The organism is Rhodoferax sp. WC2427, assembly GCF_040822085.1.
Lineage (GTDB): Bacteria > Pseudomonadota > Gammaproteobacteria > Burkholderiales > Burkholderiaceae_C > Rhodoferax_B.
The window spans coordinates 1,248,199-1,260,949 of record NZ_CP162006.1 but is presented as its reverse complement, the minus strand read 5'-3'; the positions used below and the strand labels follow the sequence as shown (position 1 = coordinate 1,260,949).

Annotated in this window: 9 protein-coding genes; 5 read left to right on the top strand and 4 right to left on the bottom strand. The window is 64.0% G+C overall.

Annotation, left to right across the window (positions count from 1 at the left end; genetic code table 11):
• The first annotated feature begins 7 nt into the window (after positions 1-7).
• The 4 genes from AB3G31_RS06055 to AB3G31_RS06040 all read left to right on the top strand — a co-directional run bounded on the left by AB3G31_RS06055 (position 8) and on the right by AB3G31_RS06040 (position 4,871).
• Positions 8-1,750, top strand: coding sequence for a hypothetical protein (locus tag AB3G31_RS06055; protein ID WP_367849296.1), 1,743 nt, complete (start codon positions 8-10; stop codon positions 1,748-1,750).
• A gap of 184 nt (positions 1,751-1,934) precedes the next feature.
• Positions 1,935-4,196: a hypothetical protein gene (locus AB3G31_RS06050; RefSeq protein ID WP_367849295.1), complete on the top strand. Its 2,262-nt coding sequence runs from the start codon at positions 1,935-1,937 to the stop codon at positions 4,194-4,196.
• Between the two features lie 2 nt (positions 4,197-4,198).
• On the top strand, positions 4,199-4,663 hold the full coding sequence (locus tag AB3G31_RS06045) for a DUF1360 domain-containing protein (RefSeq protein ID WP_367849294.1): 465 nt from the start codon (positions 4,199-4,201) through the stop codon (positions 4,661-4,663).
• Entirely contained in the window at positions 4,620-4,871 is a 252-nt protein-coding gene (locus AB3G31_RS06040; protein ID WP_367849293.1) for a hypothetical protein, read from the top strand. The genes AB3G31_RS06045 and AB3G31_RS06040 overlap by 44 nt, the downstream gene beginning before the upstream one ends.
• Positions 4,872-4,886: 15 nt before the next feature.
• Here the strand turns inward: AB3G31_RS06040 and AB3G31_RS06035 are convergent, their stop codons facing one another.
• The 4 genes from AB3G31_RS06035 to AB3G31_RS06020 form a co-directional block, all read right to left on the bottom strand.
• Positions 4,887-7,016: a putative bifunctional diguanylate cyclase/phosphodiesterase gene (locus AB3G31_RS06035; RefSeq protein WP_367849292.1), complete on the bottom strand. Its 2,130-nt coding sequence runs from the start codon at positions 7,014-7,016 to the stop codon at positions 4,887-4,889.
• A 119-nt stretch (positions 7,017-7,135) separates the two neighbouring features.
• The gene (locus AB3G31_RS06030; protein ID WP_367849291.1) at positions 7,136-8,437 is read right to left on the bottom strand and encodes an ATP-binding protein; all 1,302 of its coding nucleotides are present in this window, start codon (positions 8,435-8,437) and stop codon (positions 7,136-7,138) included.
• Positions 8,430-9,113 carry a response regulator transcription factor gene (locus AB3G31_RS06025; RefSeq protein WP_367849290.1) on the bottom strand — a complete coding sequence of 228 codons (684 nt, stop codon included), beginning with the start codon at positions 9,111-9,113 and terminating at the stop codon, positions 8,430-8,432. The genes AB3G31_RS06030 and AB3G31_RS06025 overlap by 8 nt, the downstream gene beginning before the upstream one ends.
• Before the next feature lie 14 nt (positions 9,114-9,127).
• Positions 9,128-9,613 carry a Spy/CpxP family protein refolding chaperone gene (locus AB3G31_RS06020; RefSeq protein WP_367849289.1) on the bottom strand — a complete coding sequence of 162 codons (486 nt, stop codon included), beginning with the start codon at positions 9,611-9,613 and terminating at the stop codon, positions 9,128-9,130.
• Positions 9,614-9,911: 298 nt separating this feature from the next.
• On the opposite strand from AB3G31_RS06020, the gene AB3G31_RS06015 reads away from it, so the two are divergent.
• Positions 9,912-12,737 carry a putative bifunctional diguanylate cyclase/phosphodiesterase gene (locus AB3G31_RS06015; protein ID WP_367849288.1) on the top strand — a complete coding sequence of 942 codons (2,826 nt, stop codon included), beginning with the start codon at positions 9,912-9,914 and terminating at the stop codon, positions 12,735-12,737.
• Positions 12,738-12,751 lie beyond the last annotated feature (14 nt).

The following is a 12,751-nucleotide window of genomic DNA, read 5'->3' as shown; positions in this document are numbered from 1 at the left end:
ATTCCGATTGGGCATCAGCAACTATGCCTTTCATATCCCCTATGTATTACGGTCAAGTGAATTACCTGTCTTCCTGGGAGACGCTTTTTACCAGTCTATGGAAAAGTTCACTTCCATCATCTGGCCCATCGTTCGATCATTCAGTACCGAAGAGAATATCGAACCTGTTTTTTTCACCGCCCATATATTGAGCAGAGCAGCTGCGTTTTCTGCACTATTTTGGTTTTTAAAAGTTAACGGCACATCCAGACCAAGCGCCATCACCATATCGCTTGCCGCGGCTGCCGTCACCCCTTGGCTCATCAGTAGCTCGGTAGTGGGAGGGCACGGCCTGTTTATTGGGTACTTCACCCACTCAGAAGCAACATGGGGCCCGTTGGTTGCCGCAATGGTTGCGGCACAGCTTGGACGATTCACTCTCTCTGCCTTCTTGACAGGCATAGTCTTTTTAATAAATGCATTCGTTGGCATCTGGCTCGCGGCCATATTGGCAATGGGCGTGGTGATGGACCCAGAAAAGCGGCCTGACTGGCGGCTGCTGGCAAAATCGAGCCTGGTCTTTCTGTTTACATGCAGCCCCGTCGTGGTGTGGATCACTTTTGCATTGAGCAACAAAAAACCAGTCCCAGACTTTAGTTATATCGACTATATCCGACAGTATTACCCGGCACACTTCCTCATTGAAGCAGCCTCCTTCAGAGATCTGGTGAGTTTATCGATCCTTACGTATTGTGGCTTTGCAGCTGCGTTCCTGCATACCAATCGAAAATTTTGGATGTCGACCCTATCCGCATGCATTATTTTGTTGTTGGTTGGATCAGTCGCCCCCTATGTATTTAACACCCGTAACGTGTTCAATTTACATTTATTGCGCTCAGATGGCGTACTTCAGTTCTTGGCAATTATTTTGACTATCTCAGCTACAACACTTGCGCTGACCGAAATAAAATCCAAAATAGACGTCCGGGTGGTTGCGGTATTGGCCATAAGCTCCCTCATGTCAATGCGAACAGATATAATATATCTTATTTTTGTAGCCATGTGCTTAAGCTACCTGGCTGCAGCCCAGCTCTGTAATTCGGGCACTAGATTTACATGGTTAAATAGCATTTCACTTGGCGTCAGAAATTGCATCGCCAGCCTCCTTGTTTTTTCTGCTATTTTTCTTGATCTCTTACTGGTTGGCTACTCCTACAGTTCAATTGCGCGATGGTTCCTGGTGCTTGGAATTATATATTTATTAATTAAATATCCAACCAAGCCAACCGTTGAAAACGCAGTCATTCCTATTTTGTGTATTTTACTTTCGATCCAGGTTGCGCATACCGCCAATACTTGGCGCTCTTTTGATTTATCTAAAAAATCACAAATTGATAAATCCACCTATGAAATGATGCGATGGATACGCCAAAGCAAATTGACAGGGCCGTTTCTATTTCCTGTGGATGGCATTCATGGCCTGGCATTCAATGAATTTCAATTTAGAACACAACGTCCCGTATGGATAGATTTAAAGCAAGGAGCTGCTGTAATGTGGGATCCTTCTTTTTACTGGCAATGGATGCCCAGATTCACTGAAGTTAATTCACTGGTCACTCCGAACGATTATTTGAATTACGCAGCAAAGAACCGAATACCCCAAGTTGTATTACCCCGAACCAAAGGCTTTTGTCCCGCTGGTAGCGTCACTGCCTTTGAAAACGCTTCGTTTTCAGTATGTTCCATTGCATTGCCAGCGGGGTTGCCATAACACCAAGACCAGAGTTCGTACCGAACATACAGGCCGATTGCGCTTATTCCATCAGCGCAAGCAGCTATAAAAAATAGAGCACTCCAGCAGATTGCGGCGTTTATCCCCAAATTGGTGGACACGGTTTTTGGCCCGCCTCCTATATTGAAACCGACCCATAAAGGGCCCAATACAGGAGACCACCATGCCCGCTGACCATGCTGCATTGCGCGATGCCGATCCGAACGACCCCAGCCCCGACAACCCCGAATTCCAGCAGGTGCTGGAGGCCCTGGTCGCGGTCTACCGGCCCATCCTGCAAGAGGACCTGCAACGCGCCGACGACCTGCAGGGCCTGGCCAAAGAGGCCAGCCAGCTGGAGCCCGACTGCGAGGCCGAGATCGCCATGGCGCAGCGCCTGTTCAGCCGCTTTGCCGACGAAAAAACCACCCTGGCCCTGCTGCCCGCGCAGGCCCGCGAGTTGCTGGGCCCCACCGACAACTGGCGCTGGTGCCTGCTGCACATCCGTTGCTGCATCATCTTTGGCTGGCTGCTGTGCCGCCGCCCGCGCAGCTTCCGGCTGTCGGCCTACTACCTGTACCGCTACTGGCTGTGCGTGCGCGAGGTGCTGGGTACGCCGGTCACGCCCGGCAAGCTCAGTGCCACCGAGCGCAAAGACCTGGACACGCTGATCGACGCACTGGCCAAGGCCTACCGGCCCTACCTGTCGGACCAGCTGGCCACGGTGGATTTCACGGCGGGCCTGCCCGAGGCGATTGACGGCGGCCAGGTCGATTGCCAGGAGGGCGAGGAAGAGGCCGCCGCCGTGTTCGAGCGGCTGCTGACCGTGGACACCGCCCAGGCCCTGCTGGGGGCCGCCGCGTTCAAGGAACACAGCGCCCAGCCCTGGTTCTGGTTCTGCCGCTGCTGGTGCCTGTGCGCCATCCGCTTTGGCTGCTGCCTGGCGCGCGCCCGCACCCTGGTGGACGTGGCCCGCTGCCTGCGTGCGTACTGGCGCTGCCTGCGCGAATGCTTCCGCCCGCTGCAGTGCGCCCTGACCGGCCCGGACGGCTGCGTGGCCGAACAGGTCAACGCCTTGATTCCGGCCATGGTGGTGCCCATCACCGGCACCGCGGCCGGCCTGGGGTTTGTGCGCTATGTGCTGGAATGGTCGCTCAACGGCGTGGTCTGGCATGCGGCCAACTTCGTCTACCCCCCGGTGCCACCGGGCAATACCGTGCAGGGCAGCAGCCCGGTGGTGGGCGGCCTGCTGGGCTACCTCAACACCACCTTGCTGAATGCGGGCACCTACTTTGTGCGGGTCACGGTGTTTGGCAGCAACCAGTCCACCATCCCCTGCCAGACGGTGTTTTCGGTGTTCAAAAAGGATGTGCGCATTCTTGGCATCGGCGGCAGCACGGCACTGGACGCCCCCTGGACCGACCCCGGTGCACGGCTGATCGACTTTGTGCCCGCCCTGTGCAGCCGCCCATCGGGCACCTTCGAGGCCTCGTTCGGTACCTGCCTGGCCGTGCTGGGCGCGGCCACCATCGGGGGCTGCGACGACAGCCTGCGGATCAAGCGCTACACGCTGGACTACAAGGCCGGGTTCGAGCTCGACTGCGCCACCCCGGGATGGAGCAACTTCTGGTCGGTGGAGTTCAGCACGCCCGCGCAATACCGGGCCATCAACATGCGCACCGACACCTCGGTGCTCACCGCCTTCTGGACGGCCGATTGCCTGGTGCCGGTGCCTTTCCCGCCCTGGTGCCTGTTGAACGACCCGCAGGCGCTGCTGTCGCCCTCGGGCTGGTCCAGCAACATCGGCGGCTGTCAGCTCAGCGGCCTCTACACCATCCGCCTGCTGGTGGAAGACACGCTGGGCGGCACCTACTGCGACACCCAGAGGGTGTGGCTGGACAACAAGCCGCTGAGTGCGCTGATCCGCATCGATGCCGTGCCCCAGTGCGCCGACCTGTTCATCAGCCAGTTCGCCCAGCCGCCAGACTGCAGCGTGGCCTGGGGCCTGCCGGTATCGGGCATTGCCTACGACGAGTACATCGACGAGTTCCTGCCGCTGACCCGGCCGAACGACAACTTCGACTACTACGTGGTGTCGGTCACCAAGCAGGGTGGCCCGTCCATCAGCATCCCGGTGCCCGGCCCGGGCGGTGCCTGCTACTACGGCACCAGCCGGGTCGGCGACCCCGGCACCCGCTGTGGGGTGCCGACGCTGCCCCAGGTGATCGGCCTGCTGGCGATGTTTGACCTGCGCGCCATCGACCCGGCCTGCAAAGCCTTTCTGCCGTACTTTGTGCCCGACGACTTTGCCACGCCGCGCGGCGCCTGCTGCGTCTACACCTTCAGCCTGACGGTGTACGACCGCACCGTGCGGCCCTGCGGCGTGAACTACGCGCAGTCCTCGTGGCCGGTGAAGATCTGCAACGACCTGCCCGGCCCCAACTGAGCATGGACGCGCCCTGGTTCACCGCCGTGCTGGGCGCGCTGGCCACTTGGCGGCTGGCGCACCTGTTGGCGCTGGAAGACGGGCCCTGGGATGCCGTGCTGCGCCTGCGCACCGCGGCAGGCCAGGGCGTGTGGGGCCAGATGCTCGATTGCTTCTACTGCCTGAGCCTGTGGGTGGCCGCACCGGTCGCCCTGGCGGTGGCCCGCAACCCCGTGGAATGGCTGCTGGCCTGGCTGGGCCTGTCGGGCGCGGCCTGCCTGCTGGAGCGGCTGGGGCCCGCTGCCCCGCCGCCGGTTCTTGAACTGACCGACCCCGAAGGAGATGCCCATGAGCTGCTGCGGACAGAAACGCGAGGCGCTGGCGACCCACCGCCTGCCGAGCCCCCCCTCGCTCCCCCCCCAGGCCCCAGTAACGGCACCAGTAATGGCACCAGTACCGGCACCGGCCCGGTTCACCTCGTTCGCTAAGCCACCGGCACCGGCGGCGTTGCCGGTGGCCGCCCCAGACGGCCTGGGCAGCCTGGGGCTGCGCTACCTGGCCCGCTCGGCGGTGCAGGTCCGTGGGCCCCATACCGGGCGCGTGTACCAGTTTTCCGCTGCCCAGCCGGTGCAGCGGGTGGCCCGGGCCGACAGCGAGGCGCTGCTGCGCAGCGGGCACTTCCGGCTGGAGGCCTGATCCGCCAGGTCCCGTTTACGGGTGCGAAAAGTTTAGAAACACCGACTCGGCAAACGCCAGATCCGCCGGTCGGCCCACGTTGTCAGCCCAGTCGCCCATCACCCCTGCGGCCATGGGTTTGGCGAACAAATAGCCTTGCAGCTCATCGCAACCCAAACCGGTCAGTACCTCGCGCTGACCGGCGGTTTCCACCCCCTCGGCCACCACGGTCAAACCCAGCGCGTGGGCCAGCTTGACCACCGCTTCCACGATGGCGCGGGCATCGGCGCTGTGCTCCAGGTCTTGCACAAAGGACTGGTCGATTTTCAGCTGGCTGACCTGCAAGCGCCGCAGGTACGACAGGCTGGAGTAGCCGGTGCCAAAGTCATCGATGGACAGCTGCACGCCAATCCGCCTCAGCGCCTCAAACGCCTGCAAGGTGCCCTCGGCATCTTCCATCGCCACCGACTCGGTGATCTCGAAAATCAGCAAGGCCGGGTCCAGCTGGTGCGCCTGCAAGGCCCGCTCGACGCGCGGCCCCAGGTCATCCTGGCGCAACTGGTGTACCGACAGGTTGATGGCCACCCGGATACGCAAGCCCCGCTCACGCCAGACCTGCATCTGTCGGCAAGCTTCCTGGATCACCCAGTCCCCCAAGGCGTTGATCAGGCCAAAACGTTCGGCCACCGGTATGAAGATGGCCGGGCTCAGCATGCCCCGCTCCGGGTGCTGCCAGCGCACCAGGGCCTCGACCCCGGTGATCACGCTGCGGCTGGCGCTGACCTTGGGTTGGTAGTGCAGGGACAGCCCGTTGCGCTCGATCGCCAGGCGCAAATCGCGCTGGAGTTCGATCTGCTCCCGCACCCCCGCATTCATGTGGGGTTCAAAAAACGCATAGGCACTGCCGCCGCCTCGCTTGGCCGCATACATGGCCGCATCGGCATGCCCCATGAGCTGGTCGCGCGGGCCGTCCGACGGGAACATGGCGATACCCAGCGAACACGACAGGCGCACCTCGTGCTCGCCGCTGGTGACCGGCAGGCCCAGGGCATCAATGATGCGCTGGGCGATCTGCGCGGTGGCCGTGGTGTCGGGGTTGCCCTCCAGCAGCAGCACAAATTCGTCGCCGCCCACGCGGGCCACGGTGTCGGTGGCCCGGGCCTGGCCAGCCAGGCGCTGGGCCATCACCTGCAGCACCATGTCCCCAAAGCCATGGCCGAACGAATCATTGACCGGCTTGAAACCATCCAGGTCCACAAACAGCACCGCCAGGGTAGACCCATCGCGGGTGCAACGCTGCACCGCCACGCCCACACGGTCGTCAAACAGCAGGCGGTTGGGCAAGCCGGTCAACGCATCGCGGAAAGCCAGGGCTTGCAGCTCGGTGTTAGCCGTTTGCAGGGAGGCCGCCAGCACGGCCGTCTTGCTTTGCATGCGGGCATCGATCATCGAGGTGAACATGGTCAGGCTCAGCAGCACAATCGTGGCCACCGACACCAGCACGCCCAGGCTGTCGCCCCGCAACTGGTCGGCGCTCAGGCATACCGACCCCACCGCAAACTGCGCCGCGGCCATACCGGTGTAGTGCATGCCGCAGATCGCCGCACCCATGACCATGGCCGCCAGCAACTGCCACCAACGCGCGGCATTGCCACTGTGGCGGCGCAGCCAAAAGAAGATCAGCAAAGCCACGGCCGATGCCGCCACCGCAATACCGACCGAGGCCAGCACCCAGGCAGACGCCCATTGGATGCCAGGCGCCATATCCAGCGCCGCCATGCCGGTGTAGTGCATGGCGCAAATGCCCGCCCCCATGGCCAGCGCCCCCAAGGCCAGCCGGGGCAATGTCAGGCGGTTGCGGCTGGCCACATACAGCGCAATCGCCGACACCACCACCGCCGCCACCCACGACAGTGCCGTGATGGCATAGCCATAGCCCACCGCAAACGGCAGGCTGACGGCCAGCATGCCGACAAAATGCATCGACCAGATGCCGGTACCCATGGCCACCGAACCACCCGCCCACCAGCCCAAGGCCACCGCGCGGTCCAGGGTGCGCACGCGCTTGGCCAGGTCCAGAGCGACATAGGATGCAAAGCTGGCAATAAAGTACGACAAGGCCACGATCCCGGGGGCGTAGCGAACAGCAACAAAAGAGGAGTCCATGGGCACCCGGGTAGAGGAAAGGTCGCAAAAACAGACTGTCTTGCTAGCCCATTATCAAAGATTACCCCGGGCCGACGAGGCCTTGATGGGTTGGCCCGCAAGCCACTGAGAACATGTTCCTAGCGCGCAGGCAACGGCAAATCCACCACCGCCTCCAGCCCCGGCTGCGCGGGCCGCAGCGTGAGCCGCCCACCGTGGGCCTGCGCCACCAGGCGGCACAGGGTCAGTCCCAGCCCCACCCCGCCGGTGCCGCGCTGGCGGGCCGCGTCGGCGCGGTAGAACGGCTCGGCCAGCTGCGCCCATTGGCCATCGGCCACGCCCGGGCCGTGGTCGCGCACGCGCAGTTGCAGGCCCGTTTCGACGCGGGCCAGGTGCACCTCGATAGTGCCCTGGCCGTGCTGGCGGGCGTTGTCCAGCAGGTTGCGCAGCAGCAGGCGCATACGGACCTGGTCCAGCGGCCAGGCGGGCAGGTTGGACTCGATATGGAGTTGGGTGCCGGGGGCCGTGGCCATCTCGGTGACCAACGCCGCCAGATCGGTGGGCTCCAGCTGCAGGGCGGCGTGCGGGCTGGCCAGGCGCTCGCTCTCCAGCAGGTCGCTGACCAGGTCGCGCATGAGCTGCAGGTCGCGCAGCAGCGGCTCGCGCAGGGGCTGCAGCTCGGCGGTGTCGGGCAGCAGCTCGGTGTTGAGCCGCGCGCGGGTGAGCGGTGAGCGCAGCTCGTGGCTGATGGCCAGCAGCAGGCCGCGCTTGGCCTCCAGCATGGCGTGGATGTCGTGCGCCATGGTGTTGATGTGCCGTGCCAGTTCGCCCAGTTCGTCGCGGCTTTTCTGGGGGATGGGCTGGCTGAAGTCGCCCGCGCCAAAGCGTTGCGTGCCGCGGCGGATGTCTTCCAGCGGGCGCAGCAGGCGGCGCACCACGGCGTACGCCACGCCGGTCAGCAGCAGCAAAATACCCAGGGTGGCCCACAGGATGTTGCGGCGCGGCTGCTCCCAGTCTTTGCCGCCCAGGTTCAGGCCCAGGCCCAGCACCACGCGGCTGCCGTCGGGCGTGGTGCGGCTGAGCCAGCCCTGGCTGGCGGCGGGGTCGCGCATCCAGGCGCGGGCCGGGTGCTCTGCCGACGTGTCGGGGTGGGAGTCCCAGTGCAGTTGTGGCCCGTCGATGCGCACCGACAGCGGCAGGCGCTGCACCAGGGCCTGGGCCCGCTCCACACTGGGCGGGCTGCCCAGATCGGCCACCAGACGGTCCACATAGTCGGCCACCAGCGGGCGGAACATTTCGCGCCAGCCGGTGGAAAAGGCCTTTTGCATGCCGCCCACAAACACCACCGACATGGCCAGCGCCAGCCCCATGAACAGCATCACCAGCCGCCAGCGCAGCGAGTGGCGCATGGTGTGGCGCGCGCGGCGAATGCGTTTAAACACGGCCCACTGCCAATGAATAGCCCGCATTGCGCCAGGTCTTGATGCAGTCCAGCGGCTCCAGCTTCTTGCGCAGGCGGCTGACCAGCAGGTCCACGGCGCGGGTCTGCAGGTCCACCTCGTGGCCGCGCAGGCGGTTCAGGATGTCGTCGCGGCTGAACACCTTGCCGGGCTCGCGGGCCAGCAGGCCAAGCAGTTCGAATTCGGTGCTGGTCAGGTCCAGTTCTTCCATGGCCAGCTCGCCCTGGCGCAGCACGCTGCGTTTGTCCAGATCCATCTCCAGGCCGTCAAATACCAGCCGGTGCGCCTCCATGGGCACACGCTGGCGGCGCAGCACGGTTTGCAGCCGGGCCACCAGCTCGCGCGGCTCGAAGGGCTTGGGCAGGTAGTCGTCGGCCCCCAGCTCCAGCCCGACCACCCGGTCCATCACCTCGCCGCGGGCGGTGAGCATGACGACCGGGATGTCGCTGTCCTTGCGGATGGCGCGGCACAGGGCAAAGCCGTCCATCTCGGGCAGCATCACGTCCAAGATGACGGCGTCAAAGCCGCCCTGGCGCAGCTTGACCAGCCCGGCGCTGGGGCTCAGCGCACAGTCCAGCGCCAGTCCAAAGCGCGCCAGATACACGCCCAGCGGCCCACCGAGTTCGGCATCGTCGTCAATCAGCAGGATTTTGGGCATGCGCTATTGTCATGTCAGCCGTGGCGGAACCAGCCTCCCCGGTGTTGCATGAAATCGCGCACCTGTTGTTGTTGCGCGGGGTTCAGCGCGTCATAGAAGTTGGCGGCGGCGGTGATCACCTGGGGGCTTTGGCTCTGCAGGGCTTTGGTTTTTTCCTCGGCCAGGGCCAGGGCCTTGGCGCGGTCGAACTGGGCGCCCGCCACCAGCGCCTGGATGTCGGCACGTGGATCGGTGCTGCTGCCCACCAGGGCTTTGCGCTGGGCCTGCAGCGCATCGCTCAAAGCAACCAGCAACTGCTTTTGCGCGTCGTTCAGGTCGAGCTTCTTGCCGACCTTCTCGACCATCTTGACGCGGAACTCGGCGGCGCGCTGCTCGTTGACCGGGCCGCCCCAGGCGTGCCCGCCGCGGCCCGCGCAGGCGCTGAGGGTGCCGACCAGCAGGCTGGCACCGAAGATGCCAACCAAGGCTCTTTTGAAGGTTCTTTTAAATACGAATCGCATGGTGGGGTCCTGGAGGATGAGGGGGTTAAACAGGGTTCCCATGGTGCCGGGGCGGGTGCTGCGTGTCCTCTCGGTGCGGTATCGGTTTGTGTCGTTTTATGTCTGGGACGCTGAAAAAGCCGTCCGACACTATGCTTTACATAGCGGTACACGCATGTCGGATAATCGCTCGCCGCGCCCCCAGGATGGACCCGCCACCGCGTGTAATTGGGCATAAAAATGTTTTAAAAGTTACACAAAGTTACAGGCAGTGTGATAAAACCAAAGTCAATCCAAATCTAAGCGCCTTGCTGATTCCATGCCCAAGACCCGAGATACAGCACCTGCGTGGCTGACGTTAAGTACCGCCACCCGCCTGTTTTTGCCTATGCTGCTGCTGATCGCAGTGGTGGGAACCGTGCGCTACCAGCTGCTGGTCCGGGTCGAAACCCGCACTGCCGAGGCCCATTTTGCGCAGCAGGTCCAGTTGGTCCAAAAGTATCTGTTGCCCGCACTGGCGCTGACCCTGGAGGCGCCCCAGCCCCAGCCCATGCAGGCTTGGTTGCGCAACGAGCTGCGGGCCTACCCCGATGTCGCCGTGCTGCAGTGGCGTGCGGGTAGCCAGCGCACCGAAGCGCGCAACCCGGCCCCTACGGTGGCGCACTACCCCGCCTGGTTCGGCACCTGGCTGGGCATCGGCGCGCATACCGCCGAGCTGGAGGCCGCCGGGCACGCAGGCACGCTGACCGTGCAGATCAGCCCGGTATTTGCGTTCAACAGCGCCTGGAGCCGGGTACAGACCCAGCTGTGGATTGCGGTGGGCAGCGTGTTGACGATCCTGGGCCTGCTGGTGTGGGTGCTGCGCACCAACCGGCGCATGCTGCAGCGGCTGGCCGTGGCCACCCAGCAATTCCAGCATGGCGACCTGGCCACCCGCATGCAGGTGGCGGGCCCGCTGGAGGCGCGTACCCTGGCCCATACGTTCAACAACATGGCGGACGAGGTACAAAGCCTGGTGGCATCGCTGACGCAAACCCAGACCGCCCTGCAGATCGAGAAAGAGCGCGCCGAAGTCACCCTGTCGTCGATTGGCGATGCCGTCATCACCACCGACCTGGCCGGGCGCATCCACACCCTGAACGCCGTAGCCCAGCAGCTCACCGGCTGGACCCAGCAGCAGGCGCTGGGACACCCACTGGCCGAAGTGTTTGAGCTGCAGGAAGAACCCGGCTGGGCCGCCGGCCCGGCCAAACACACCCCGCTGTACCAAACCACCACCGTGGTGCACGCCACCCACCAGACGCTGCTGCACCCGTCGGGCGAGCGCATCGCCATCGAGACCACCGCCGCCCCGATCCGCCAGGCCGACGGCACCGCCGTGGGCTGCGTGCTGGTGTTCCGCGACGTCAGCGAAAAGCGCCAGCTGATCCAGGAGATCTCGTGGCAGATTGGCCACGACGTGCTGACCGGCCTGCACAATCGCGCCGCCATGGAGGAGCCCTTCAACCTGGCCATCCTGCAGGCCCGCCACCACCACAAGCTGCTGGCCGTGTGCCTGCTGGACCTGGACCACTTCCAGCCCATCAACACCCGCTATGGCAGCAGCAACGGCGACCGCCTGCTACAGCAGGTGGCCCAGCGGCTGGCCGAATTTGCCGGGGACGACCACGGCCTGGCGCGCCTGGGCGGCGATGAGTTTGTGCTGCTGCTCAAGGACCAGCACGACCTGGCCGAAGTGCAGCGCCACGTCGACCAGGTGCAGGCCCTGCTGTCCGCCCCCTACCCGCTGGACGAGCAGACCGTGCACCTCACCACCAGCATCGGCATTGCCGTGACGCCGCGCGACGACACCCGCGGCGACACCAACCTCGACACCCTGCTGCGCCACGCCGACCAGGCCATGGTCCAGGCCAAGCAGACCGGCCGCAACCGCAGCCACTTGTTCGATGCCCAGCGCGACCAGGAGGTGCAAACCCACCACCACCAGCGCACCCGCATCCACCAGGCCCTGCTGGACGGCGAACTGCGCCTGTACTACCAGCCCAAGCTGAACATGCGCACCGGCAGCGTGTTCGGCATGGAGGCCCTGCTGCGCTGGCAACACCCCGAGCAGGGCGTGGTCGGCCCCTACCATTTCCTGCCGCTGGTGGAGCACACCGACCTGATCATCGACATCGGCGAATGGGTGTTGCACCAGGCGCTACAGCAGATGCAGCAATGGGCGGCGCTGGGTCGGCATTGGGTGGTCAGCGTCAACATTGCGGCGCGGCACTTCCATCGGCCCGACTTCGTGGCCCGGCTGGGCAGCATCCTGGCTTGTTTTCCGCAGGTCTCGCCCAGCATGCTGGAGCTGGAGATTCTGGAATCGGCCGCGCTGGAAGACGTGCAGCACATGCGCAGCGTGATGGCCGCCTGCCAGCAGCTCGGCGTGCAGTTTGCACTGGACGACTTTGGCACCGGCTACTCGTCCCTGGCCTACCTCAAGCGCCTGCCCGCCAACACCCTGAAGATCGACCAGGCCTTTGTGCGCGACATGCTGGAAGACCCCGACGACCTGACCCTGGTGGAAGCCGTGGTCGGCCTGGCCAAGGCCTTCAACCGCAAGGTCATCGCCGAGGGCGTGGAAACCGTAGAACATGGCCTGCTGCTGCTGCAACTGGGCTGCGACCTGGCCCAGGGCTACGGCATCGCCCGCCCCATGCCCGCCGACACCGTGGCCGCCTGGGCGACCGACTTCATCCCCGGCAAAGCCTGGCGCGCCTGGGGGGCCACGCAGTGGGACACCGCCGACTTTCCGCTGCTGCTGGCCGAACACGACCACCATGCATGGGTGGCCCACATTGCCGCCCGGCCCGCCGATGCCGAAGCCCACTACCCGGCCCGCTTTGGCAACTGGTACGCCCAGCGCGGCAATGCCCTGTATGGCCATCTGCCCGCATTTGCCGCCGTGGGCACCGCCATCTTGCGCCTGCGCGACCACAGCCAGGTACTGGCCAAAGGCCCGGTCAACGGCCAGGCAGTGGACATGCAAGGGCTGAACGTACTGCACGCCGCACTGACCGCCCAGCTCGCCACGCTGCTACAGGAAGCCACGCAAAAGCAGGCCAGCAGGCGGGCCGCGCAGAACTTCATGGTGTACAGCTGATAGCTATTTAATTT

What these genes read in the sequence shown, in the direction of transcription:
- AB3G31_RS06015 (WP_367849288.1), top strand. Translation starts at nt 9,912, where the DNA reads ATGCCCAAGACCCGAGATACAGCACCTGCGTGGCTGACGTTAAGTACC.
- AB3G31_RS06040 (WP_367849293.1), top strand. Translation starts at nt 4,620, where the DNA reads ATGGCACCAGTACCGGCACCGGCCCGGTTCACCTCGTTCGCTAAGCCA.
- AB3G31_RS06050 (WP_367849295.1), top strand. Translation starts at nt 1,935, where the DNA reads ATGCCCGCTGACCATGCTGCATTGCGCGATGCCGATCCGAACGACCCC.
- AB3G31_RS06035 (WP_367849292.1), bottom strand. Translation starts at nt 7,016, where the DNA reads ATGGACTCCTCTTTTGTTGCTGTTCGCTACGCCCCCGGGATCGTGGCC.
- AB3G31_RS06020 (WP_367849289.1), bottom strand. Translation starts at nt 9,613, where the DNA reads ATGCGATTCGTATTTAAAAGAACCTTCAAAAGAGCCTTGGTTGGCATC.
- AB3G31_RS06025 (WP_367849290.1), bottom strand. Translation starts at nt 9,113, where the DNA reads ATGCCCAAAATCCTGCTGATTGACGACGATGCCGAACTCGGTGGGCCG.
- AB3G31_RS06045 (WP_367849294.1), top strand. Translation starts at nt 4,199, where the DNA reads ATGGACGCGCCCTGGTTCACCGCCGTGCTGGGCGCGCTGGCCACTTGG.